This window comes from Nonomuraea sp. H19 (genome assembly GCF_052068215.1).
Classification (GTDB): domain Bacteria; phylum Actinomycetota; class Actinomycetes; order Streptosporangiales; family Streptosporangiaceae; genus Nonomuraea.
On sequence record NZ_JBQHCV010000005.1, the window covers coordinates 118,293 to 141,108 of the forward strand.

Annotated in this window: 20 protein-coding genes; 11 read left to right on the forward strand and 9 right to left on the reverse strand. The window is 72.1% G+C overall.

Annotated elements, in window-relative coordinates:
• Positions 1–6: 6 nt before the first annotated feature.
• Positions 7–603 carry a nucleotidyltransferase gene (locus tag ACTMTI_RS12300; RefSeq protein WP_441120400.1) on the reverse strand — a complete coding sequence of 199 codons (597 nt, stop codon included), beginning with the start codon at positions 601–603 and terminating at the stop codon, positions 7–9.
• Between the two features lie 81 nt (positions 604–684).
• Between ACTMTI_RS12300 and ACTMTI_RS12305 the strand changes: the two genes are divergently transcribed.
• A complete protein-coding gene (locus ACTMTI_RS12305; RefSeq protein WP_441120401.1) occupies positions 685–1,170 on the forward strand; it encodes a DUF1360 domain-containing protein in 486 nt (161 codons plus the stop codon).
• Here the strand turns inward: ACTMTI_RS12305 and ACTMTI_RS12310 are convergent.
• The gene (locus ACTMTI_RS12310; RefSeq protein ID WP_441120402.1) at positions 1,167–2,120 is read right to left on the reverse strand and encodes a TIGR03557 family F420-dependent LLM class oxidoreductase; all 954 of its coding nucleotides are present in this window, start codon (positions 2,118–2,120) and stop codon (positions 1,167–1,169) included. The genes ACTMTI_RS12305 and ACTMTI_RS12310 overlap by 4 nt on opposite strands.
• Before the next feature lie 71 nt (positions 2,121–2,191).
• Here ACTMTI_RS12310 and ACTMTI_RS12315 point away from each other — a divergent pair, with 71 nt between their 5' ends.
• On the forward strand, positions 2,192–2,341 hold the full coding sequence (locus ACTMTI_RS12315; protein WP_020543887.1) for a GPGG-motif small membrane protein: 150 nt from the start codon (positions 2,192–2,194) through the stop codon (positions 2,339–2,341).
• Between the two features lie 12 nt (positions 2,342–2,353).
• Here ACTMTI_RS12315 and ACTMTI_RS12320 read toward each other — a convergent pair whose 3' ends face one another.
• Genes ACTMTI_RS12320 through ACTMTI_RS12330 form a run of 3 tightly spaced genes read right to left on the reverse strand, consistent with a single transcriptional unit; the run spans position 2,354 to position 4,392 of the window.
• Positions 2,354–3,106: a metallophosphoesterase family protein gene (locus ACTMTI_RS12320; protein ID WP_441120403.1), complete on the reverse strand. Its 753-nt coding sequence runs from the start codon at positions 3,104–3,106 to the stop codon at positions 2,354–2,356.
• Positions 3,090–3,338, reverse strand: a complete 249-nt coding sequence (locus ACTMTI_RS12325) for a BON domain-containing protein (RefSeq protein ID WP_441120404.1) — start codon at positions 3,336–3,338, stop codon at positions 3,090–3,092. The genes ACTMTI_RS12320 and ACTMTI_RS12325 overlap by 17 nt, the downstream gene beginning before the upstream one ends.
• Positions 3,339–3,384: 46 nt before the next feature.
• On the reverse strand, positions 3,385–4,392 hold the full coding sequence (locus ACTMTI_RS12330; RefSeq protein ID WP_441120405.1) for a DNA topoisomerase IB: 1,008 nt from the start codon (positions 4,390–4,392) through the stop codon (positions 3,385–3,387).
• 56 nt (positions 4,393–4,448) lie between these two features.
• On the opposite strand from ACTMTI_RS12330, the gene ACTMTI_RS12335 reads away from it, so the two are divergent.
• From ACTMTI_RS12335 to ACTMTI_RS12345, 3 genes are all read left to right on the forward strand, one after another.
• Positions 4,449–4,706, forward strand: coding sequence for a hypothetical protein (locus ACTMTI_RS12335; RefSeq protein WP_441120406.1), 258 nt, complete (start codon positions 4,449–4,451; stop codon positions 4,704–4,706).
• 7 nt (positions 4,707–4,713) lie between these two features.
• The gene (locus tag ACTMTI_RS12340; RefSeq protein WP_441120407.1) at positions 4,714–5,730 is read left to right on the forward strand and encodes an SDR family oxidoreductase; all 1,017 of its coding nucleotides are present in this window, start codon (positions 4,714–4,716) and stop codon (positions 5,728–5,730) included.
• Between the two features lie 119 nt (positions 5,731–5,849).
• Positions 5,850–7,676, forward strand: coding sequence for a transketolase (locus ACTMTI_RS12345; protein ID WP_441120408.1), 1,827 nt, complete (start codon positions 5,850–5,852; stop codon positions 7,674–7,676).
• A gap of 9 nt (positions 7,677–7,685) precedes the next feature.
• Here the strand turns inward: ACTMTI_RS12345 and ACTMTI_RS12350 are convergent, their stop codons facing one another.
• Together ACTMTI_RS12350 and ACTMTI_RS12355 are read right to left on the reverse strand one after the other, a co-directional pair.
• Complete coding sequence (locus ACTMTI_RS12350; protein WP_441120409.1) at positions 7,686–8,072, reverse strand: ChaB family protein; 387 nt, start codon at positions 8,070–8,072, stop codon at positions 7,686–7,688.
• A gap of 13 nt (positions 8,073–8,085) precedes the next feature.
• Positions 8,086–8,367 carry a hypothetical protein gene (locus ACTMTI_RS12355; protein WP_441120410.1) on the reverse strand — a complete coding sequence of 94 codons (282 nt, stop codon included), beginning with the start codon at positions 8,365–8,367 and terminating at the stop codon, positions 8,086–8,088.
• Between the two features lie 39 nt (positions 8,368–8,406).
• Between ACTMTI_RS12355 and ACTMTI_RS12360 the strand changes: the two genes are divergently transcribed.
• Both ACTMTI_RS12360 and ACTMTI_RS12365 read left to right on the forward strand, forming a co-directional pair.
• Positions 8,407–8,931, forward strand: coding sequence for a shikimate kinase (locus ACTMTI_RS12360; protein ID WP_441120411.1), 525 nt, complete (start codon positions 8,407–8,409; stop codon positions 8,929–8,931).
• Positions 8,931–12,305, forward strand: coding sequence for a protein kinase domain-containing protein (locus ACTMTI_RS12365; RefSeq protein ID WP_441120412.1), 3,375 nt, complete (start codon positions 8,931–8,933; stop codon positions 12,303–12,305). The genes ACTMTI_RS12360 and ACTMTI_RS12365 overlap by 1 nt, the downstream gene beginning before the upstream one ends.
• A gap of 7 nt (positions 12,306–12,312) precedes the next feature.
• On the opposite strand, the gene ACTMTI_RS12370 is transcribed toward ACTMTI_RS12365, so the two are convergent.
• Positions 12,313–14,064 (reverse strand): serine/threonine-protein kinase, encoded by a 1,752-nt coding sequence (locus ACTMTI_RS12370; protein ID WP_441120413.1) that lies wholly within the window; start codon positions 14,062–14,064, stop codon positions 12,313–12,315.
• A gap of 114 nt (positions 14,065–14,178) precedes the next feature.
• On the opposite strand from ACTMTI_RS12370, the gene ACTMTI_RS12375 reads away from it, so the two are divergent.
• Positions 14,179–15,978, forward strand: coding sequence for a DUF2264 domain-containing protein (locus ACTMTI_RS12375; protein WP_441120414.1), 1,800 nt, complete (start codon positions 14,179–14,181; stop codon positions 15,976–15,978).
• Positions 15,979–15,983: 5 nt separating this feature from the next.
• On the opposite strand, the gene ACTMTI_RS12380 is transcribed toward ACTMTI_RS12375, so the two are convergent.
• Positions 15,984–18,812 (reverse strand): AAA family ATPase, encoded by a 2,829-nt coding sequence (locus ACTMTI_RS12380; RefSeq protein WP_441120415.1) that lies wholly within the window; start codon positions 18,810–18,812, stop codon positions 15,984–15,986.
• Between the two features lie 197 nt (positions 18,813–19,009).
• Here ACTMTI_RS12380 and ACTMTI_RS12385 point away from each other — a divergent pair, with 197 nt between their 5' ends.
• The 3 genes from ACTMTI_RS12385 to ACTMTI_RS12395 all read left to right on the forward strand — a co-directional run bounded on the left by ACTMTI_RS12385 (position 19,010) and on the right by ACTMTI_RS12395 (position 22,712).
• The gene (locus ACTMTI_RS12385; protein ID WP_441120416.1) at positions 19,010–19,981 is read left to right on the forward strand and encodes a hypothetical protein; all 972 of its coding nucleotides are present in this window, start codon (positions 19,010–19,012) and stop codon (positions 19,979–19,981) included.
• Positions 19,951–21,528, forward strand: coding sequence for a clostripain-related cysteine peptidase (locus tag ACTMTI_RS12390; protein ID WP_441120417.1), 1,578 nt, complete (start codon positions 19,951–19,953; stop codon positions 21,526–21,528). Before ACTMTI_RS12385 ends, ACTMTI_RS12390 begins: the two co-directional genes overlap by 31 nt.
• Positions 21,529–21,611: 83 nt before the next feature.
• Positions 21,612–22,712: a winged helix DNA-binding domain-containing protein gene (locus ACTMTI_RS12395; RefSeq protein ID WP_441120418.1), complete on the forward strand. Its 1,101-nt coding sequence runs from the start codon at positions 21,612–21,614 to the stop codon at positions 22,710–22,712.
• Positions 22,713–22,816 lie beyond the last annotated feature (104 nt).

Genomic DNA, 22,816 nt, shown 5'->3' on the forward strand with positions numbered 1-22,816 from the left:
TCGCGATCATGGCCACTTGGGGTCGCCCGACGGCTCGACGGGACCGCTCAGCACGCCCAGCCGCTCCAGCAGGGTGATGAACGTGCTCGCGTACGGCGAGTCCGCCGTCACCGCCGCCACGCGCGGCCAGTCGACCTGCTCGCGCAACGCACGCACCTGGGCCAGCAACGCACCGTAGTCGCAGGCGTGCTCGGACAGCGGCAGCAGCCACGTGATGACCAGGTCCGTGGCCTCCAGCACGGGAACGATCACCGCCGACGCCTTCAGCGGCTCGGCCCGGTCGAGCAGTTTGTCGGTGATCGGCAGGTCGGACACCCTGAAGATCAGATCCACCAGCCGGCCCTCGTCGTACGCCTTGACCAGCCAGTCCTCCGGCGGCTTGGCCGTCTGAAAGCCCTGGGCGCGCAGCGCCTCCAGCGCGGCGGGCACGTCGTGCTCCGTCAGCACGAAGTCCACGTCGTGCAGCGAGGGCGCGGCGCCTCTCGCGTATGCGGCACACCCCCCGGCCAGCGCGAATTTCACGCCGGCATCCTTCAGCGCGGAGCTGGCACGCTTGAGCGTGTCAAGGATGGCGTCGGTGACCGCGTGGCCGTGGCTGCTCATGTGATCGGGCTACCCAACCGATCGTCAAGTAGACGTTGGATGTGGGTGATGCCGCCCCCGTAGGGGGTAGCGGCAAACCCCATGACGGAGATTCTGGAGCAGACCCAAGAGGAGTACCAGGGCGAACACGAGCGGCCGCTCGGCAAATACGCCGGCATCCTCGGCGCGTACGGCGGTACGGTCGCCGTGGCCGCCGCCGTGACGGCGCTGGCGGGCCGCCGCGCCCCCGACCACGTCGGCGTGATGGACCTGCTGCTCATGGCGGCCTGCACGCACAAGGTGTCGCGGTTGCTCGCCAAGGACCCGGTCACCAGCCCCATCCGCGCGCCCTTCACCCGGTACGAGGGCCAGAGCGGGCCGGCCGAGGTACAGGAGACGCCGCGCGGCGCGGTGGGCGAGCTGCTCGCCTGCCCCTTCTGCCTGGCCCAGTGGGTGGCCACCGGATACACCGCCGGGCTGGTGCTGGCGCCCAAGGCGACGAGGCTCGTGGGCGCGACCATGACCGCGGTGGCGATCTCCGACTGGCTGCAGCTCGCCTACGCCAAACTCATGCGGTCGGCGTCCTAGCGGACCCGCGGCAGGACCTCGCGCTCGTAGAAGTCGAAGAACGCGTCCTGTTCCTCGCCGATCTGGTTGACGTAGATCTCGTCGAACCCCGCGTCCAGGTACTGCCGGATCGCCTGGGCATGCACCTCGGGGTCGGGGCCGACCGGGCTGCCGTTCACCGCCTCGTCCTCGGTCACCATCGCCGCGAGCTGCTCGAAGTGCCGCGGTAGCGGCAGGAGCTGCGACGCCTCCCCCTTGATGCCCTGTGTGGGCCACAGGCGGTGGACGGTCTTACGCGCCGACGACTCGTCGGTTGCGTAGCAGGCCTTGAGCCCGCCGAGGGCCGGCTTGCCCGCGCCGCCGGCCTTGCGGAAGGCCTGGACGGCATCCGCGTTCGGCGCCGTCGAGACATAGCCGTCGGCGATGCGGCCGGCCAGTTCGGTCGACTTCGCGCCGAGCCCCGACATGACGATGGGCGCGGGCTCGTCGGGCAGCGTGTAGAGCCTGGCGGTGTCCACGCTGTAGTGGCGGCCCCTGTGCGTCACCAGCTTGCCCGTGAACAGCTCCCGCATGAGACCGACGGCCTCCTCCAGCATCTCCAGCCGCTCGCTGAGCGGCGGCCAGCGGGACTCGACGACGTGCTCGTTGAGCGCCTCGCCGGTGCCCACGCCGAGCCGGAACCGGCCGCCGGTCAACGCCGCCGTGGTGGCCGTGGCCTGGGCGATGACCACCGGGTGGGTACGGATGAGCGGGCAGGTCACGGCGGTGGTGATCGGCAGTGACGTGGCCTCGGCCAGGGCGCCGATCACGGACCAGACGAAGGGGGACTGCCCCTGCTCGTCGAGCCACGGGTGGAAGTGGTCGGAGATCCAGAGCGCTTCGAAGCCGGCGCGTTCGGCGGCCTTGGCCTGCCGAACCAGCTCTTTCGGCCCGTGTTCCTCACAGGACAGGAAATAACCGAATATCGCCATAAGTGCACCCCTGCCCGTTGCGCCGGGGAAAAACATGTTAAGTAGCTTGCCCTGGGGGCAGTTGCAGGCCTATGGCTACTCTGCTTTGGATCATCGCGGTAATTCTCGTCATCGCCGGGATCTACGTGATCCTGGCCCGGCGCGACCTGCTCTGGGGGATCGTGCTGATCGTCCTCGGATTCCTCGTCGGCCCCGGCGGTGTCAGCATCTTCAATGTATAAGGTGGCGCCCCGCTAACTCCGTTCGTAAACCGGCTCGCCTTCGTCGAGACAGTAAACGGCGTAGGCACGTCCTAGCACGGGCAGCGCCACATTGCGCACCCTGATGCCACCCGGCGTCATACCTTTCTCACTGCCTTTGTGCGCGTGCCCGTGCAGGATCAGATCGGCGCCGGCCGTGTCGACCGCCTCGGCCAGCAGATAACTGCCGAGGAAGGGGTAGATCTCGGGCGGCTCGCCCTCCAGCGTCTCCTTGATCGGGGAGTAGTGCGAGAGCACCACACGGTGCTCGACCGACATCTCCTTCAGCGCGACCTTCCACGCCTCGGCGATGTAGCGGGTGTGGGCCACGAAGTCCTTGATCTCGCGCTCGCCGAACTCGCTCGCGCACTTGCCGGCGTATCCGCCGCCGAAGCCCTTCCCGCCGACCACGCCCAGTTTCGTGTCCCCGCACTGGATCACGGCGCCGTCGTCGTCGAGCACGACGACTCCGGCGTCCCGCAACTCGCCGGCGATCTCGTACTGCATGTCCGAGTGATAGTCGTGGTTCCCGAGCACCGCGACGACCGGGATCGGCATGTCGCGTAGCTCGTCGGCCACCAGCTTGCCCTCCTCCAGCGTCCCGTGCCTGGTCAGATCCCCGGCCAGCATCAGCACGTCGGCACGGTCCTCGATGCCCCCCAGTCTCTTGCGGTATTGGCCTCGGACGTCCTCCCCTAGGTGGATGTCTCCGACGGCCGCTATGCGCAGGTCAATCAAGATGCTCATCCTCTCCTGGTTCGGTGACGTCGACGACCTTGACCTCGTTGTGCACACGGAGATCGGGAGCGGCCTCGTGCGCCACCTGACTGAGCCGCTCGCGCTGGGCGGCCCCGCTCACCTGGCCGCGCAGGAACAGCTGGTCACCTCTTATGTCGACGCGAATCCCGAGCTCATTCGTGCGTGCGTCCTCCGCCAGCGCCTGCTGGACGCGGGCGGCGACGTACTGTGGAGCTTCCATCGCTCGCCTCCTTCTTCATGTCGCCGCATGCCCGGCAATGAACACCTCAAACGGCGCGAATGAGGTCGATAACCGCCCGCTCCACCGGCCCGGCCGTGGCCAGCTGCCCGAAGTCGGCGTCCGCGCCGAGCTCGGTCAGCACCGCGCCGATGGTCCGGTCCTGGTCGTACGCCTCCACGACGCGCGGGTCCACGTACGACGCCTGGGCCACGGTGGGGGTGTTGCCCAGGTATTCGGAGACCTCGCGCATGACGCGGGTGATCGCCCGCTTCTTGCTGGCCGTTCCGTCAGCGCCGGCCGGCCTGGACACCGCCAGTCCCACGGCGGCCAGGACGGTGGCGTGCCAGGTGCGGAAGTCCTTGGCGGTGACCTCGTACCCGATGATCTCGCGGAGGTAGTCGTTGATGTCCTCGCTCCTGACGTCCCTCCAGCCGCGGTTGTGCCGGTACCGCAGCAGCTCTCCGTCCACGCCGAGCGCCCTGAGCGAGCGCAGCACCGCGCACGCGCCGGGATCGGCCACCTCGACCTCGCGCGGCACGTCGCCCTTGGCCTGGTAGGAGCAGATGACGATGCCGTTCACGCAGGTGACGTGCTCCATCCTGAGGGTGGCCAGGCCGTAGGTGTCGTAGCTCTCCCCGCCGACGCGGAAGAAGCCGATGTCGAGCAGGCGCGCGGCCGCGGCCAGCACCCGCTGCCGGGTCAGGCCGCGCCCGCCCAGCTGGTCGTCCACGATCTTCCGGAACGCGGGCAGCCGCTCGGCCATCTCCAGCACCCGGTCGAACTTGGCCCGGTCCTGCTGCTCGCGCCACACGTCGTGGTAGCGGTACTGCCGGCGTCCTGCCGCGTCCGTGCCCACCGCCTGCAGGTGCCCGTACGGCGACGCGCAGATCCACACGTCGGTCCAGGCCGGGGGGATGGCCAGCGCCTTGATCCGCTCGATGGCGGCGGGGTCGCGCACCGGACGGCCGTCCGGCCCCTCGTAGGTGAAGCCGCGGCCCCGGCGGCGGCGGGTGATCCCCGGCTCGCTTTGGTCACTGGGTTGCAACTCGGGCACAAAGGGGCGGCCTACCCAGGACGTTAGGCAACAAACAGGACGGGCAGGTGAGCGGCATGGCTGATAACGGAAAGTGGCACGAAGAGCGGGACCGCAAGGGGCACGCCATGGTGCCCGCCACACCGCGGGACGTGGTGCACGTCAGGGTGGGGTCGTTCATGCTGGTGTTCCTGTTCGCGTTCGCGGTGCTGGGGCTCATCACCCGGGCTCCCGTGATGACGGGGGTCGCCGTCGCGCTGGCCGTGGCCACGGTGATCGACATGGTGCTCGCCGTACGACGGCAGAAGGAGCGCGGCAACGGAGAGGCGGGCTGATCTCGACATGGCACCACTTCGCGGGCGGATCGTGGTGGTGACGGGCGCGAGCGGCGGGGTCGGGCGTGCGGTCGCGCAGGAGCTGGGGCGGCGCGGGGCCAAGGTGGCGCTGATCGCCCGCGGGACGACCGGGCTGGGCGCCGCCGCCGTGGACGTGGGGGTGGCGGGCGGCAGCGGCAAGGTGTACGAGGCCGACATCGCCGACTACGACCAGGTGCGGCGGGCGGCCGAGCGGATCGAGGAGGAGATGGGGCCGATCTCGGCCTGGATCAACTGCGCCTTCTCCAGCGTGTTCGCGAAATTCACCGATGTCTCCCCCGACGAGTTCAGCCGCACGACCGCGGTGACGTACCTGGGATATGTCTGGGGCACGAAGGCCGCCCTGGACCTGATGGGCCCGCGCAACGCGGGGACCGTCGTCCAGGTCGGCTCGGCGCTGTCGCAGCGCGGCATCCCCCTGCAGTCGGCGTACTGCGGCGCCAAGCACGCGATCAAGGGCTTCACCGAGTCGGTCCGCACGGAGCTGTTCGCGGACCGGAGCAACATCAAGATCACGATGGTGCAGTTGCCCGCGCTCAACACCCCGCAGTTCGACTGGGTGCTGTCCAAGCTGGGCCGCCACCCGCAGCCGGTCCCGCCGATCTACCAGCCGGAGGTGGCCGCCAGGGCCATCGTGTACGCGGCCGAGCATCCGGAACGCAAGGAGTACTGGGTGGGCGCCACCACGGCCGCCACCCTGCTGGCGCAGCGGGTGGCCCCCGCACTGGTGGACCGGTACGTGGCACGGACCGGCATCAGCTCGCAGCAGACGGACGAGAAGCCGCCGACCGGCGTGTCGAACCTGTGGGAACCGGCCGACGAGACGACGGACTACGGCGCGCACGGCGCGTTCGACGGCCGCTCCCATGCCCGCAGCCCGCAGGTGTGGATGTCGCAGCACCGCGCCCAGATCCTGGCGACGCTGACCGGGGGCGCGGCCGCGGCCACCGTACTCGCCGCGCTGCGCCGCCGCAGGCACCGCTGACCGCGCGCCGACCTCAGGTGACCTCCACGGGCGTGGGGGCGTGCGCTCCCACGCCCGATCGGCCGACTTAAGCCGGCCGGAAGGGGTAGACGGGCTGAAACTCACTCCAGGAGGTCCTGATGCCTGAGCGCGATCTTCAATACCTGACCGAGCTGGCCGCACAGTTGCGCGTCGACTCCGTACGGGCCGCCGCCGCGGCCGGCTCAGGTCATCCGACCTCGTCCATGTCCGCGGCAGACCTGATGGCCGTGCTGTTCAGCTGCCACCTCCGCTATGACTTCGCCGATCCCGGCAACCCGGCCAACGACCATCTGATCTTCTCCAAGGGGCACGCCTCTCCCCTGCTCTACTCGCTCTACAAGGCGGCCGACGTCATCGACGACGAGGAGCTGATGTCGTTCCGGCGCCGGGGCAGCCGGCTGGAGGGGCATCCCACCCCCCGGCTGCCTTGGGTGGACGTGGCCACCGGATCGCTCGGGCAGGGGCTGCCGATCGGCGTCGGGGTCGCCATGGCCGGGCGGCTGGAGCGGCTGCCGTACCGGGTGTGGGTGCTCTGCGGGGACAGTGAGCTGGCGGAGGGGTCGGTCTGGGAGGCCGTGGAGCACGCCGGCCAGGAAGGGCTGGCCCATCTGACCGCCATCGTGGACGTGAACCGGCTCGGGCAGCGCGGGCCCACCCGGCACGGGTGGGACACAGGCGCGTACGCGCGCAGGTTCGGGGCGTTCGGATGGCACACGATCGAGATCGACGGGCACGATCCCGGGCAGATCGACTTCGCGCTCAGCGACGCGTGCAACACGCGCCGGCGGCCCACCGTGATCCTGGCCAAGACACGCAAAGGCGAAGGGGTGCTGGAGGTCGAGAACCGCGAGGGCGCGCACGGCAAGGCGCTCAAGGATCCCGGCAAGGCCATCGAGGAGCTGGGCGGGCGGCGTGACGTGCGGGTGGAGGTGCGCAAGCCCGACGCCGCCCCGGCGCCGTACCGGTTCGCGACCAGGCCGGTGGAGCTGCCCTCGTACAAGGTGGGTGAGAAGGTGGCCACGCGGACGGCGTACGGCGAGGCGCTGGCGGCGCTCGGCGCGGCCCGCGGAGACGTGGTGGCGCTGGACGGCGAGGTCGCCGACTCGACCAAGACCGAGACGTTCGGGGAGGAGTTCCCCGAGCGGTTCTTCGAGATGTACATCGCCGAGCAGCAGATGGTCGCCGCCGCCGTCGGACTGCAGGTGCGCGGTTGGAAGCCGTACGCGGCCACCTTCGCGGCGTTCCTGACCAGGGCGCACGACTTCATCAGGATGGCCGGGGTGAGCCGGGCGTCGATCCGGCTGGTCGGCTCGCACGCCGGCGTGTCCATCGGGGAGGACGGACCCTCCCAGATGGGGCTGGAGGACCTGGCCATGCTGCGGGCCGTCTACGGCAGCACCGTCCTGTACCCATGTGACGCCAACCAGGCGGCGGCGCTGACCGCCGAGATGGCCGACGTCGAGGGCGTGTCTTACCTGCGGACCACGCGCGGGAGCACGCCGGTGATCTACGAGGCGGGCGAGCGGTTCCCGGTGGGCGGGTCGCGGGTGCTGCGGCAGTCCTCCGGCGACCGGGCCACGATCGTGGCGGCCGGGGTGACCGTGCACGAGGCGCTGGCGGCGGCCGACGAACTGGCCGAGGCCGGGGTCCCGGTGGGGGTGATCGATCTGTACTCGGTCAAGCCCGTCGACGCGGCGGCGCTGGTCGAGGCGGCCACCACGACGGGCAACCTGATCACGGTGGAGGACCACCGGCTGGAGGGCGGGATCGGCGACGCCGTCACGGACGCCGTCAGCGATCTCGGGCCACGGGTCGTGAAGCTGGCGGTGACGGGGCTGCCGGGGTCGGCGACGCCGGAGGAGCAGCTCGCCGACGCACGCATTGACCGCCACGCGATCATCGCGGCGGTCAAGCGGCTGTTGTGAGTGGCGCCGTCAGCTGCGGGCCTTGGCGGTGGCCTGCCTGTTGGCCTTCTTGATGGCGGTCACCAGCTCCTGCTTGGTCATCTTGGAACGGCCCCGTACGCCCAGCCTGGCGGCCACGCTCTGCAGGTGTTCCTTGCTGGCATTGGCGTCCACGCCCTCGGCCGTCCGGCCGGACCGGTCCGTCGCACCCTTGTCGGAAGGGCCCTTCTCCGACTTCGGCTCCCAGTGGTCGCCGACTTTCTCGAAGGAGTGCTTCAGCGCGGCGAACGCGGTCATATGGGCGCGCCGGCCCTCGCCGTACTGCTCCACGGCGTTGTCATGCGCCTTGATCCAGGTGGTCTGGGCCTTCTTCGGCGAACGCCTGATGGTCGATGGCAGCTCTTCAACGGCTGGCATGCTGCTTCACCTCCTACAGCGGTGGTTCGTTGTAGTGACGGCGGTCCTCGTACACGGTGGTCTTGCGCGTCTCGGGCTCTGTGTAGATGTCGTGGCGGTGCACCGGCTCGTCGATCGGGCCGACCGCCCTGCGGGTGACGCTGATCCTGTATATGCCGAACAGGAGTCCGACCAGCCCGCCGAGCATGAGGATGACCCCTACGACGTTGATGTCGAGGCCGGCGAGATCGAATTCGACGGCCCAGGTGAGGATCGCACCGAGCATGATGAGGATGATGCTTCCGGCGATGGTCATCAGATTTACCTCCTTGACACGAAGGAAACCTCTATCCACATGTCGAAAAACAAACCAGTCGTGGTGATCGGGCTCATGGGTTCGGGCAAGACGACGGCGGGCCGCTTGATCGCCGAGGCGCTCGAGCTGCCCTTCAGCGACAGTGACCCGTTCCTCACGGCCAGGTACGGCGGCACCGCCGCGGAGCTCGCCGCCCGCGACGGGGCAGACGTCCTGCACCGGTACGAGGCGGAGCACGTCCTGCACGAGCTCGTGGGCGAACCCAAGGTGATCGCGGCGGCGGCCAGCACGGTCGAGGACGCCCAGGTGCGCGCGGCGTTGCGGGCGGCGTTCGTGGTCTGGGTGGACGCCGCCGACGAGGTGCTGATCGAGCGGATGCGCTCCAGCGACCATCGCCCCGACTTCGATCCGGCCACCATGCGGGCGCGCCGCGCGCCGTACTTCCGCGAGGTGTCCGACCTGGTCTGCGACGTCGGCGTCATGCGGCCCGAACAGGTGCGGGACGCGGTGCTGCGAGAGCTGGGGACAACCAATGGCCCCCGCGGCGCATCTAAGCATCAGTGATGACGGTGCCCGGCGACCCCGAAAGGCTGGGCGGCTACTGGCTGGCCGCCCGGCTCGGCGCGGGCGGCCGCGGCGTGGTCTACGACGCCTATGACGACGAGGGCCGCAGATACGCGGTCACGGTGCCGCGCGGAGAGGTCGGGCGCCGCTTCGAGCGGGTGACCTGCCGCCATCTGGCCGAGGTGGTCGCCGTCGGGATCGACGGGCGCGTGCCCTATGTCGTGAGCGAATACGTCGACGGCCCCGACCTGCGGCGGGCGGTCGCGCTGCACGGCCCCTACGCGGGCGAGGAGCTGATCGCGCTGGCGGGCGCGCTGGCCGCCGCGCTGCGCGCCCTGCACGCGGCGGGGCTGACGCATCGCGGGCTGAACCCGGAGAGCGTGCTGCTCGCGGCCGGCGGCCCCAAGGTGATCGAGCTGGGTCTGCCGGCCGCGGGGTCGGTGGACGGCACGTACACCTACCTGGCGCCCGAGGTGCTGACGGGACGGGAGGCCGGGGCGGCTGCGGACGTGTTCGCGTGGGGCGCGGTGGTGGTGTTCGCGGCCACCGGCCGCGACCCGTTCCGCGGGGACAGTCCGGGCGGGGTCATGCACCGGCTGCTGGCCGTGGACCCCGACCTGAGCGACCTGCCGGACTCGCTGCGGGGGCTGGTCGGGCGCGCCCTGGCCAAGGATCCCGCCGATCGCCCCAAGGCGGACGAGCTCGACATCGACGTCGTCGCCGCGCTGCGGCCGCCGGACGGGCACGTCGGGCCGCGGTCGCTGGGCGACGTGGCCGAAGCGGCGTACCTGGCGCTCACGCCCGGTCAGCAGGAGGAGGTGCCGGGGCTGCTGCTGCGCCTGATGGACGGCGACACCCCGCACGACGAGGGCGGCGTGCTCGGCCCGCTCATGGCCGCCGGCCTCCTGGTGCGCCGCAGCGTACGCGTGCCGCCGACGGACACCCCCGTCGGCAAGCTCGTGGCCGTCGGCGACGGGCGGGTGGCGCCGGCCAGCGCCGCGCTCTACCGGGCCTGGCCCCGGCTGCGCGGCTGGGTGGCCGACGAGCGCGAGAGCCTGCTGGCGCACCGGCGGATCCGCGAGGCGGCCAGGCGCTGGTCGGAGCACCGGCGCGGCAGGAGCCGCCTCTTCCGCGGCCAGGAGCTGGACACCGCGCTCGGCTGGGCCGCGACCAAGCGCCGCCACCTGCGGCTCAACCAGCTCGAACGCGACTTCATCAACGACAGCGTTGCCCTGTCCAAACAGCGCAGAAGGCTGGTCGTTCCCTCGCTGACGGCGCTGGGCGCGGTGCTGGGCGTCGCGGTGGCCATGACAGTGGTCTCCGTACAGGGGCAGCACGAGCTGCGCGGGCAGCTCGTCGAGGCCAACGCGCGGGCCGTGGCGGCCAGGGCGGAGGCGCTGCGGTCGTCCGATCCGCAGACGGCGATGCGGCTGAGCGTGGCCGCCTGGCGGCTGTCGCCGGTGTTCGAGGCGCGGGCCGCGTTGCAGGCCTCGCTCGTGCAACCGGAGCTGGGAGTGTTCACCGATCCCGCGCCCGACTCGCGGGCCCGCTACCTGGTGCGCGGCGACGAGCTGGTCAAATGGGACGCCGGTGCGGTCACCATGTGGGACGTGGCCGCCGGGCGGCGGCTGGCCTCGTACGCGCTGCCGCCCGGCAACGCGGCGCTGAGCGACGACGGGCGGTATGCGGAGGGCGTCGACGGCCGGCCCTTCGACGTGGCGACGGGGCGGACGCCCGCCGGGGGCGTCTACGCGATCAGCCGCGGCAACACCACCAGGGTCTACCGGGGCGGCGCGGTGCTGTTCGAGGTCGCCGACCGCAGGGTGGCGCTGTCCCGGGACGGGGCCGCGGCGGCGGTGTCCGGGCTGGACGGGCGGGTCGAGCTGTGGGAGCTGGCGGGCCGGACCAGGACGGCGACCTTCGAGGTCCGGCCGCTGATCGGCGCGGACGCGGCGGCACCGGCCCTGGCGTTCAGCCCGGACGGGACGATGCTGGCGGTGGTGGGGCGAGACGGGGTCACGCTCGTGGAGCCCGCGAAGGCGGCGGCCGACACGCTCGCCGCCGACGCCACGGACACCAGGGAGGGCCCGGAGGCCCGTCGTGCCAGGGCGCGCGGGCAGCGTGCTCCGGACGCGGCCGGCGACCGTCGTGGCGGGGCCCGTCGCACTGACCCGTTGGAGCCGCCCGGCGTCCGCCGCGCAGGGGCCGTCGGCACCGAGAAACTGCCGGCGGCCCACGGCATCGCCTCGGCGGACGTCCCCGTCTTCAGCCCCGACGGGCGGCTGCTCGCCCTGCCCGGCGACGGCGAAGTCCGCGTGTGGAACGTGGCCGAGCGGCGGCTCGCCGGCGCGTACCCGCTCAAGGACCCGCAGCCCGGCCTGACGTTCTCAGCGGACGGGCGGGCTTTGCGCTACCTGAGCGGCACGGGCTCGGTCGTCTCGCTCGACGTCGCCGGCCTGCCCGTCCCCTCGGACGACCACCAGGCCGCCGCCTTCTCGGGCGACGGCCGGTACGCGGCCAAGGAGGTCGGGGACGCGATCGAGCTCACCGACACCGTGGAGCACAAGAAGGTCGGCAGGATCGCGGCCGCCGGCGACCTCGCCTTCGACGCGAGCGGCCGCCTGCTCGCCGTCGCCGGCGACCCGGTGACCGTGTGGGAGGTGACCGGCGGCAGGCTGGTGACCTCCGTCGACGCGGGCGGCGACGTGCTGGCCGTGGCGCTCTCCCCCACGGGGGACCTGCTGGCCACCACGCGCGGCCGGACCCTGGAGACGTGGGACGTGCACAAGGGACGGCGGGTCAGGGTCTACGAGGGCGCGGGCGACCTGGCGCTGGCGTTCAGCCCGGACGGCGCGACACTGGCCGCCGGGGCCAACCTGCTCGACCTGCGTACCGGCAAGGTCACCCCGCTCGATCTGCGCAGCGGCACCGCGGCCGAGGCGCCGGTGCCGACCGCGCTGGCCTTCTCCCCCGACGGGCGCACGCTGGCGTTCGGGCTGGACGGCGGCCGGGTGCTGCTGTGGGACGCGCGCGAGCGAAGGCGGCTCGGCACGATCGAGACCGGCACGTCCGCGGTGGACGAGCTGCGTTTCTCCCCCGGCGGCGACCTGCTGGCCATCGACGCCTCCCGCACGTCGCTGTGGGACGTGCGCACGCTGCGCGAGGTGGGCCAGGTCGGGTCGTGGGCCGCCGGGCTGGCCTTCAGCCAGGACGGCACGTGGTTGCGCGGCGTCGCACTGGACGGCAGCGTGCGCGAGAGCCCGGTCGATCCGGCGCTGACGGCTCAGGAGGTGTGCGCCAGGGCGGGCGGGTCGCTGAGCCCGGCGGAGTGGACCCGCCTGATCCCGGAGAGCGGCTATCAGGACGTGTGCTGACCGGCGGCTAGCTGTCCGGGTACGTCCTGAGCACCTTGCCCGCCGGGCTGGCGACCAGATAGCCCGAGCGGTACTTGTCGGAAACATAGACGCGCAGCACCTGGCGCGGCGAGGCGGACAGGCGGTCGGAGTCCACGCGCACGTAGCGGTTGATGGGCTTGGGGACGCCCAGCCTCTTGTCCGCCGTCTTGATCAGCGCGGGGAGAGCGTTCCATTTGTACTTGTCCAGGTCGATCAGCGGGCCGTCGATCTTGTCGCCGGTGCCGGAGGGGGTGACGATGCCGTTGCGGTAGGTGTACCTGTCGTAGAACTCCTTGTCCTCCTTGAGCGGGGCCTCGATGAAGGCGTAGGTCGGATAGACCGCCATGCTGACGATTTTGCTGCCGCCGATGACCGGCTTCAGTTTGGCGATCATGGCCTTCATGCCCGCGGGGGTGAGCAGGTTCTCGGGCTCGGCGGGCGTGCTCGCGCTCGGGGTGCCGGAGACGGTGCTCGGGGTGTCGGGAATGGTGCTCGCGGTGTCGGGGACGGTGCTCGCGTTCGGCGTCAGCACGCTCGGCGAGGGATCGCCGGTCGCGACGGAGGACGTCGCCGGGAGCAGGCGCCACACCAGGACGCCGGCCACCACGACCACCGCGAGGGACACGGCGCCGGCGGCGTTGCGGGCGGCGCGGTTGGAGCGGCGCGAGGGCACGGTTTTGGCCTGCGGGATCGGGGTCGCGCCCCACGGAGGCGGCTGCGAGCCCGGCGGGCCGCCGTACACGGGCGGTTGCGACCCCGGCCGGCCGCCGTACACGGGCGGCTGCGACCCCGGCGAGCCGCCGTACACCGGCGGCTGTGACCCCGGCGGGCCGCCGTACACGGGCGGCATCGGTCCCGATACGGCGGGGCCCGATGCGGCCGGGCCGGGTGGCGGTGGGATCGGTCCAGAGCCGGGGCCGGGCACCGATGCCAGCATGCGGTCCAGGGTCTCGGCGTCGGGACGGGCGCCCGGGTCGCGCCTGAGAAGGGCGGTCAGCACGGGGGCGAGCGGCCCGGCGCGCTCCGGCGGCGGAACGTCCTGGTTGAGCACGGCGGCCAGCGTCGCGAGCGTGGTGCTCCTGCGCATGGGATGCCGTCCCTCCACGGCCACGTACAGCAGCATGCCGAGCGACCACAGGTCGGAGGCGGGGTCGCCTTCGTAACCGTTGATGCGCTCGGGCGCCATGTATTCGGGCGAGCCGATGAACGACCCGGTGGCCGTCAGGCTGGTGGACTCGCGTACCGCCGCGATGCCGAAGTCGGTGAGCACCGACCGGCCGTCCTCGCGCATCAGGACGTTGGCGGGCTTGACGTCGCGATGCTGGATGCCGACGGCGTGCGCGGCACGCAGGGCCGATAAGACCTCGCGGCCCAGCCGGGCCGTCTCCGTCGGCGCCATGGGCCCGCGCTGGAGACGGTCCTGGAGCGAGCCGCCGGAGACGAGCTCCATGACGATCCAGGGGTAACCCTGCTCGCCGGCATCGACGATGTGGTGGATGGTGGCCACGTGCGGGTGGTTGAGCCGGGCGAGGGCGCGGGCCTCGCGCAGCACCCTGGCGCGCAGCTCTCGGGCGCGGGTCGGGTCCTGCTCGTCCATGGAGGGATCCGGCGGGCGCACCTCCTTGAGCGCGACCTCGCGGTGCAGGGCCACGTCCCAGGCGCGCCACACCAGGCCCATGCCGCCGCCACCGAGCCGTTCCATCAGCTCGAAGCGGCCGTCGATCACCCGTTTGTGCATGCAGAGCAGCGTAGGGCCGCGCCGCTCTCCTCGTCATCCACGCGGAGGTGTCCCGTCTTGTGCGGTTGAAGAGGACCGTTCTAAAGTGACCCGGGAAAGCGTTTTCCGTGAGGCTTGGAGCTCGATGTGTTCGCGCTGCCCGAAGAGGACCGCACCCTCAGCCCGTACACCGGCTGGACGCGCCGGCACTGGGAGGCCGTGGCCGACGGGCTGCTGGCGGCGGTGGAGCCGTACCGGTCGGCGGATGGCGCGTCAATCCTGCTGCCGGGCCCGGCGAGCTGGTCGAAATGCGATGGGATGGAGGGGTTCGCCCGGACGTTCCTGATCGCCGCCTTCCGGGTGGCCGGGGGCGGCCCTGCCGCGCTGCTTGAGCCCTACCGGGCCGGGTTCGTCAGCGGGCCCGCGTCCTGGCCGGCGATGGCGGACCGGTTCCAGCCGATGGTGGAGGCCGCGTCGCTGGCGCTGGGACTGCAACTGACCCGCGAGCACCTGTGGGACACCCTGGAGGACGGCGAGCGCGAGCGGCTGGGGGCGTACCTGGCGAGCGTGCTGCGCCACGAGCCGTGCGACAACAACTGGTGGCTCTTTCCGACGACAGTCGGCGCCTTCCTGGCGAGCGCCGGGGTGGAGGAGCAGGCCGCGCACGCCGCGATCGAGCGCGGCCTGGCCACGATCGAGCCCTGGTACGTCGGCGACGGCTGGTACTCCGACGGCCCCAACCGCTCCTTCGACCACTACAACGGCTGGGCGCTGCACTTCTACCCGATCCTCTACGGGCTGCTGTCCGGCGTGCCGCTCCCGGCACACCGCTCGCGGCTGCGCGAGTTCCTCGCCTCGTACGCGCTGATGTTCGGCGCACAGGGAGAGCCGCTCTACCACGGGCGGTCGGTCACCTACCGGTTCGCGGCGGTGGCCTCGCTGATGCTGGGCGCGGTGACCGGCGACACGCCGCTGTCGCCCGGCGCCACCAGGCGGCTGGCCTCCGGGGCGGTGCGCTACTTCCTCGAACGCGGTGCGCTGTCCCCCGAAGGGCTGCTCACGCTGGGCTGGCACGGGCCGCACGAGGCGTCGCTGCAGCCGTACTCGGGGTGGGGGTCGCCGTACTGGGCGGCCAAGGCGTTCGTCGGCCTGCTCGCCCCGCCCGACCACCCGCTGTGGACCGCCACCGAGGAACCCGGCCCTTCAGGGGCGATCGCCCTCGCCGGTCCCGGGTTCGTGGTGCAGAACGCGGGCGGGATCGCCCGCCTGCTCAACCACGGCAGCCAGAAGCACCCTTGGAACCCGCTCTACGACCGGTACGCCTACTCCACCCATACCGGGCCGACCTCGGACGAGCTCCCGGACAACCACTTCGGCCCGGTGCTGGACGACGGCACGGTCACGGCCCGCGGCACCATCGAGCCGCGGGGGGCGGGGCAGGTCGGAGAGCTGCTGTGGGCGGCCTCGGCGAGCGAGGGCGTCGAGAGCGTGAGCGTGGTACGGGGCACGGCCGAGCTCCGCGTGCACCGCGTCGCGCCCGGCACGCGCGTCCGCCAGACCGGCTGGGCCGTGCCGGGCGCCACCGCCGAGGTGCGGTCCGAAGCCATGGCGCCGGTCACGGACGCCGCCCCGCCCGTGAGCGTCGCGCCGTCTGTGTCGCTGGTCTCGCCGGACGCGCCCCGTTCCATCCTGACCGGCCTGTACGGCTACACCACCGCGTCAGCGCGCGAGGCCGCCGAAGGCACGGCGTTCGGCGGCCCGGCCCTGGTGCCGGTGCTCGACGGCGTGGCCGCGGACGGCTGGGCGGTGGCCCTGGCCGTCCTGGGCGACGAGGACACCCCCGCCCCGGCGGTGCGGGCCGGCGACGACCGCGTGACACTCACGTGGCCGGACGGCACCCGCATCACGGTCACCCCGCACGGCCCGGCCGCCTGACGCTGTCATTCCCCCAAGTTGCTCAACCTCCCGATGAGCGCCGTCCGCGAGGCGATGCCGAGCTTGGTGTAGATGTGGCTCAGGTGGTATTCGACCGTCTTGACGCTCAGCACCAGCTTGCGCGCCGCCTGCCGGTTGGTCATCCCCCTGCTGATCAGCACCGCCACGGTGTGCTCCTGCGGCGTCAGCCCCAGCCTGGCGGTGTCCTGCGGACGCAGCGCCGCCCGCCCGCTGGCGGACAGCTCCAGGTCGCACTGCTCCAGGTACGGCAGCGCGCCCAGCCTGGACATCGTGAGCTGGGCGGCTTCGAGCTGCTCCGCGGCGGCCGCCCGGCGCCCCCTGCGACGGAGGAACGTTCCGTACGCGAGCTGGATCCTGGCCTCCTCGAACGGCATGTCGATCTTCGCCGAGTGCTCCAGCGCGAGCTGGTAGCCGGCCTCCGCCTCGACCGGCTCGTGCCGGGCCGCGTGCAGCCCGGCCCTGGCGCGCGCGGCTGCGGCCAGGACGCTGCGGCGCTCCTTGTCCAGGGCCAGCAGCTCGCACGGCACTAGGACCGCCTCTGCCTCCTCCAGCCGGCCGGCGTTGACCAGGGCGTCGGCCAGGACTGTGCGCCAGAGCGCGATGGCGGGCTCGTCGGGCAGGTGCATCCTGGTCAGCGGCATGAGCGCGGTGATCGCCGCCTCGTGGTCGCCCCTGACGGTGGCCGTGAGCGCGTCGGCGCCGGCCGTACTGACCTGGGCCGGGATGTTGTCCGGGTGGCAGGCGGCACGGGCGGCGCGCACGTGGGCGAGCGCCCTGTCCCATTCGCCGCGAGCGGCCGGCACCAGGGCGGCCACCGCGTGGGCGTAGCTCGCCAGCCACACCTGGCCGAAGTCGTCGGCGGTGGACGCGCCGATCTCGGCGTGCGTCGCCGCCTCGTCCCAGCGGCCGAGCCGGTACTCGGCCTGCGCGAGCGCGGTGGCCGCCAGGAGCTGGAACGGTACCGAGCCGGCGGCGCTGACGGTCAGCACGCCGAGCAGGTCCTCGTGCGCGCCGGCCAGGTCGTCGGCCCACAGGCGCAGCATGCCCCTGCCGAGCAGCGCATCGAGCTCCCCCGCCGCGCCCTGTGCCGGGGGCGGCAGCTCGCCGCTCGCCGCCAGCCCCGCCTCGATCTGCCCCGACAACCCCAGTCCCACCAGCCGAGCGAACCGCACCAGCTCCCCACCGCCCGGCACCCGCCCGCCGCCCGAAGACCGCGCGTCGGGCGGGCGTGGAGGGGCGGCGCTTCGGGGCGAGGGGCCGGCGCTGGGCGAGGCGTGGTCGGCCCAGTGGACCGCTTCGGCGCCGGCGCCGCGGAGCAGGGCCGCCAACGCCTGGCGGGCCGCTATCCCCGTGGCGAGTGCCGGGTCGTGTCCGGCGTGGGACCAGGCGTAGCCGAGGTGCCGGCCGGCTTCCTCCAGCCGCCCGGCCACGAGCGCCACCGACCCCAGCGCGTAGTCACGAACCGCCGGATCGGCGCCGGGCGCCACCTGGGCGGCCAGCGCGCCGGCGTCCCCCGGGCGACCGGCGGCCAGCAGCGCTTCCACGGCCTCCGCGATGAGCCGATCGCGCCCGGGTCCCTCCGCCGTGAGCTGGACGGCACGCGTCAGGCAGCCGCACGCGCTCGGCCAGCGCCCGGCCGCCGCCTGCCGCCGCCCGATGCCGGCCACCTCCCGCACCAGCTCCGCGTCCACCTGGTCGGCCGCGGCCAGCCGGTGGTGCAGCCGGTACACGACGTCGTCGGCGAGATCGGCCGCGAGCAGGTGCAGCCGCCGCCGCGTGGCCGGGCCGAGATCGTGGTAGATGGCCGCCTTGACCAGGGGGTTGGGGAAGCCGATCGAGACCCCGGCGCCGGTGCGCCACTCGGCGAGCAGCCCGGCGCCCGCCGCCTGCTCCAGCGCGGGCAGCGGCTCGGCCAGCTCGGCCATGCGGGCCACGAGGTGCAGCGGCGCGGAAGTGCCCAGCACGGCGGCCGCGGCCAGCAGCCGCTGCGCCGCTGTGCCGCACCGGCCGAGCTGATCGAGGACGAGCGCGGTGAGGGCGCGCGGCGCGGGCAGCGGGGCGTCCACGTCGGCCAGGGTCTCGGCGCGTACCTGCTGGAGCAGCGCTCGGGCGTGCAACGGGACGCCCTTGGTGTGCTCGTGCAGCCGCTCGGCGGCCTGGGGCGTCAGGCGTACCGGACCGAGCCGGGCGCTGAGCGCCTGCAGCTCGCGCGCGCTCATCCCGCCGAGCGGCAGCCGGAGCGCGGCGCTGCCGCGCAGCAGCCGGCGCAGCCCCTCGGGCAGCCGGGCATCGTCGCTCTCCCTGATGATCACGATGGCGAGCACCCGGTCGGTACGCAGCCGCCGCAGCGCGAACGTCAGCGCCCGCAGCGACGGCAGGTCCGCCCACCCCGCCCCGTCGATCGCGATGACGACGGGCGCGGTGCGCTGGAGCCGGCCGAGCAGCTCCAGCAGGGCCGCGCCGACCACGAGGGGATCCGGCTGCGCGGCCGCCCCAGGTCCCGGCAGGTGGGCCAGCACCTCGGGTAAGGACTGCGCCTGCGCCGCGAGCTGGCCCAGCACGCCGTACGGCAGCTCGGCCTCCCCTTCCTCGCCGCTCACGTCCAGCACGATCGCGTTCTCGATCGCGGGCAGGAACTCGCCGGCCAGCGCCGTCTTCCCTATTCCCGCCGGCCCCTCCAGCACCACCAGACTCGACCGGCCCTCACAGGCGCGGCCGAGCTGGGCGTGGAGCACCGCCAGCTCGCGGCAGCGACCGACGAAGTGTTCGTCGCGAGAGCGTGCGGTTCCGTTGCGAAGGACGCGGGTTGTCATGGACTCACCCCCTGGACCAACTCATGGTGTGCCTTGGTCCGGCGACCGTCCAGTGCCTGGCTGACCCGAGTCGGGTCCTGTTCTCGTTAGGGTCCTGCCCCGGGGTTATCCCCAGGGCGTTCCCTGATGCTCGCGGCAAGGCGCGTTCATAACGTCCCCGTAGGTGCACAACGTGCCCCCAACGCCAGGAGACCATCATGCCGTCCTACATCGCAGAGGAGCAGCGCGGAACGGAGGCACGGATTCTCAACGTGCTGTTCCCCACGATCCTCCAGGGCCTCCAATTGGCCCACCAGGCAGCAGAGCAATTCGGCGCACCTTCGCAACAGCCGCCGACCGGGCCCGGGATGGAGCACCGGCCCGTGGAGTACCCACCGCGTTTCCCTGAGGCCTACGTCCGGTCGGCGGCCGACCGGTCGTTCATGGACGTCGCCGCCGTACTCATGCCCGTCGTCCAGGCCATCACCCCGCCGCTGGTGGAGCAGTTGCTCTCGTTCGGCCCGCCGAAGTCGGAGACCGACCAGAACGAGGACGAGCGCTTGACGCAGTTCGTGCCGCAGCTCATCGGCACCATCACGCCGATCATGATGCAGGTGCTGCCGGGGCTGCTCCAGACCATGCACGGTGCCCGAGCGGCGCACCCCGTACGCGTCACCGACAGGGAGCTCAACCAGCGCTACTTCGGTCCCATCCTGCAGGCGGCGCTGCCCGCGATCATCTCTTCGCTGCCTGAGCTGCTCGCCATCGTGCACGGCGACCATCGCTCGCCCGTCCACTACGAGCCGATGCCCGGGCGCGGCCTGCTGCAGCTCATCAGGATCAGCAGGAACGACCTCGTCAACGCGCACCGGCTGCGCGACGGCGACGTAGTCTACCTGACCGAGACCCCCGCGCCGCCCGGCACCACGGAGGTGCGCGTCAGCATGGCGCCGCACGGCCTGTGGTGGAAGGGCGTCCAGGTCACCGACGACAGCGGCCGGCAGATCTGCTTCGTCGAGACCGGCGGCGAGACGTTCGCGAGCTTCGACTCCAGGTCGGTGCAGACCGGTGGCGGCATCGTGCTGTGGAAGGCCAAGATGTTCGGCGTCCACACCCCGATGTACATCCTCCCGACCGGCGATCTGTCGCCGGATGCCAAGTGCTTCACCTTCCACTGGGCCGCGGACTGATGGCCGGGCCCACGCTGCGACTCGGCAGCAGAGGAGAAGAGGTCAGGCGGCTGCAGGAGCTGCTGCGCGCCCGCGGCTACCGCCTGCGGGCCGACGGGTACTTCGGCGCCTCCACGTACGGAGCCCTGCTCAACCTCCAGCAACGCGAGGGCCTGCCCGCCGACGGCGTGGCGGACCCCGGCACGTGGCGGGCGCTCGGGGAGATCTCGCAGCCGGCCACCCTGACCGCCGATCAACGCCCGGCCGAGCAGGCCGAGTGGAACTTCATGGTCTACATGGCCGGCAACAACAACCTGTCCGACGCCGCGGGACGCGACCTGGAGGAGCTGCGCGCCGTACCCGCCCACAACGGGGTACGGATCACCGCGTTCGTCAAGCAGCAGAACGCCGGCGGCCGGGCCAAATACCTGGAGATCACCCCCGGCGGCGCCCCCGACCTGGTCGAGGAGCTGCCGCCCACGGACTCCGGCGACCCGCGCACGCTGCTGCGGTTCGTCCGCTGGGCCGCCGGGCGGGCCCCGGCCAGGCGGTACGCGCTGGTGATCTGGAACCACGGCGGCGGCTGGACCCCCGACGACCTCGACCAGCTCTACACCCAGGTCAGGGGCCGCCGGGTCAGGCGCGACGTCGAGACCGGGTACGTCCGCCGCACCGCCCGCATGGCCATGGCCGAAGAACCGGCGTTCTCCGAGCTGGCCAGACTCACGGAGACCCCGGCGATCACCAAGGCGGTGTTCACGAAGTCGCTGGAAGAGGTGCTGAAACTGCCCAGCGCGCAGGAGCGCGCCATCGCCACCGACGACGGCACGCTGCACTCGCTGGACACCATCGAGCTGCGCAACGTCATGAAGCAGGTTCACGAGGACCTCGGCAGGCCGATCGACCTGGTGGGCATGGACGCCTGCCTCATGAGCAACCTCGAGGTCTGCTACGAGATCCGCGAGCACGTCGGCATCGTGGTGGGCTCCGAGGAACTGGAGCCGAACGAGGGCTGGCCGTACACCGAGATCGTCTCCGCCATGGCCGCCGAGCCCGGCATGGACGCCAGGGAGCTCGGGCGGATCATCGTCGAGGAGTACGTCAAGTCCTACCGCGGCTCCCAGCAGACCGTCACGCAGTGCGCGGTCGACGCGACGCGGATCGAGGAGTTCATGCGGGAGTTCGAGTCGCTCGCCGGCGGCCTGCGGCAGCAGGTGCACGCCAACCGGTCGGTCGTGGACAGCGTCCAGTCGGTGGCCACCCGCTTCCACTTCGACCGCTCGCTGGTCGACCTGCGCACGCTCTGCCTGGCGCTGGTCGCCGACTCGCGTACGGATCCGACGCTGGCCTCGGTGGCCGACAAGCTGCTGGCCATCCACAGCCCGGGCGGATTCGTGATCCAGGAGGGCCATCTGGGCCAGAAGGTGGAGGGGTGCGGCGGTCTGAGCGCGTATTTCCCGATGGAGCGGACGATCTCCCGCTACTACGCGGATCTCCAGCTCGCCCAGCACACCGCGTGGGACGAGTTCCTCAGAGAGTACGCGGACGCCCGTACCATCCGGCGTTAAGAGACCACGAGCCGGCGATCCGCCGGTGACCTTGGGGCTATTGCGGCCCGGGACCGGCCGCAATAGCCCCTACCTTTGGAGCCATGGATCCCCTCATCAGCCGCCGGGCGCTCAACCGGGCCACGCTCGACCGGCAGTTCCTGCTGCGCCGCACCGACCAGGGCGTCGCGGACGTCGTGGAGCACCTCGGCGGGTTGCAGGCGCAGACCCCGCACACCTGGTACACCGGCCTGTGGAGCCGTATCGCGGGCTTCAAGCCCGCCGACGCCGCCGATCTGCTGTTGTCGCGCGCGCTGGTCCGGATCGCGTTGCAGCGCTCCACCATCCACCTCGTCACCGCCCGCGACTGCCTGGCCATGCGGCCGCTGCTGCAGGTCGTCACCGAGCGCATGACCAGGACGACGTACGGCAAGCGGCTGGCGGGGGTGGACCTGGACGAGCTGGCGGCGGCCGGGCGGGAGCTGGTGGAGGCGCGGCCGATGACGTTCGCCGAGCTGGGGCGGGAGCTGGCCGAACGGTGGCCGTCGAACGACCCGCACGCGCTCGGCCAGGGCGTTCGGTGGCTGGTGCCGCTGGTCCAGGTGCCGCCGCGCGGGGTGTGGGGCAAGAGCGGGCCGATCGCGCACACGAGTGCGGAGTCCTGGCTGGGCTTCGAGGCGCCCCCGATGACGACCGCCGAGCTGGTGCGACGCTATCTGGCGGCGTTCGGGCCCGCGTCGGTGCAGGACGTGCAGACGTGGTCGGGACTGACGCGGCTGGGCGAGGTGGTGGAGTCGCTGGACCTGGTGCGGTTCAGGGACGAGGCGGGGCGGACGCTGTACGACCTGCCGGACGCCGTACGGCCCGACGCGGACGTGCCGGCTCCGGTGCGGCTGATGTACGACTTCGACAACCTGTTCCTGTCGCACGCCGACCGGTCCAGGGTCATCAGCGAGACCGGGGCGGCCGCGCTGCGGGGCTTCATGGGCACCAACGTGGTGCCACGCGCCATCCTGGTGGACGGGTTCACTGCCGGGGACTGGACGGTCACCCGGGCCAAGGGCGTCTCAACGCTCAACATCCACCGGTGGGCGCCGATCCGGGTCCTGGAGGAGGTGGAGGCGGAAGGGCTGCGGCTGCTGGAATTCCTGGCGCCGGACGACAAGCACGAAATCTCCGTCCTCGACGGCCCCTCCAAGCCCTGACAGCAGGGGGTGATGGATGACGGATCCTGACGTGCAAAGGCCTCAGGGAATGTCAGTGAGCAGTCGTACGGTTACGGTATGTCATACACCCCCTCCTACTGGGA

Bases quoted from the DNA above. Each gene is read 5' to 3' on its own strand.
- ACTMTI_RS12385 (WP_441120416.1), top strand. From the start codon at position 19,010: ATGCCGTCCTACATCGCAGAGGAGCAGCGCGGAACGGAGGCACGGATT.
- ACTMTI_RS12305 (WP_441120401.1), top strand. From the start codon at position 685: ATGACGGAGATTCTGGAGCAGACCCAAGAGGAGTACCAGGGCGAACAC.
- ACTMTI_RS12395 (WP_441120418.1), top strand. From the start codon at position 21,612: ATGGATCCCCTCATCAGCCGCCGGGCGCTCAACCGGGCCACGCTCGAC.
- ACTMTI_RS12350 (WP_441120409.1), bottom strand. From the start codon at position 8,072: ATGCCAGCCGTTGAAGAGCTGCCATCGACCATCAGGCGTTCGCCGAAG.
- ACTMTI_RS12370 (WP_441120413.1), bottom strand. From the start codon at position 14,064: ATGCACAAACGGGTGATCGACGGCCGCTTCGAGCTGATGGAACGGCTC.
- ACTMTI_RS12360 (WP_441120411.1), top strand. From the start codon at position 8,407: ATGTCGAAAAACAAACCAGTCGTGGTGATCGGGCTCATGGGTTCGGGC.
- ACTMTI_RS12345 (WP_441120408.1), top strand. From the start codon at position 5,850: ATGCCTGAGCGCGATCTTCAATACCTGACCGAGCTGGCCGCACAGTTG.
- ACTMTI_RS12315 (WP_020543887.1), top strand. From the start codon at position 2,192: ATGGCTACTCTGCTTTGGATCATCGCGGTAATTCTCGTCATCGCCGGG.
- ACTMTI_RS12310 (WP_441120402.1), bottom strand. From the start codon at position 2,120: ATGGCGATATTCGGTTATTTCCTGTCCTGTGAGGAACACGGGCCGAAA.
- ACTMTI_RS12325 (WP_441120404.1), bottom strand. From the start codon at position 3,338: ATGGAAGCTCCACAGTACGTCGCCGCCCGCGTCCAGCAGGCGCTGGCG.
- ACTMTI_RS12355 (WP_441120410.1), bottom strand. From the start codon at position 8,367: ATGACCATCGCCGGAAGCATCATCCTCATCATGCTCGGTGCGATCCTC.
- ACTMTI_RS12340 (WP_441120407.1), top strand. From the start codon at position 4,714: ATGGCACCACTTCGCGGGCGGATCGTGGTGGTGACGGGCGCGAGCGGC.
- ACTMTI_RS12365 (WP_441120412.1), top strand. From the start codon at position 8,931: ATGACGGTGCCCGGCGACCCCGAAAGGCTGGGCGGCTACTGGCTGGCC.
- ACTMTI_RS12380 (WP_441120415.1), bottom strand. From the start codon at position 18,812: ATGACAACCCGCGTCCTTCGCAACGGAACCGCACGCTCTCGCGACGAA.
- ACTMTI_RS12320 (WP_441120403.1), bottom strand. From the start codon at position 3,106: ATGAGCATCTTGATTGACCTGCGCATAGCGGCCGTCGGAGACATCCAC.
- ACTMTI_RS12300 (WP_441120400.1), bottom strand. From the start codon at position 603: ATGAGCAGCCACGGCCACGCGGTCACCGACGCCATCCTTGACACGCTC.
- ACTMTI_RS12335 (WP_441120406.1), top strand. From the start codon at position 4,449: ATGGCTGATAACGGAAAGTGGCACGAAGAGCGGGACCGCAAGGGGCAC.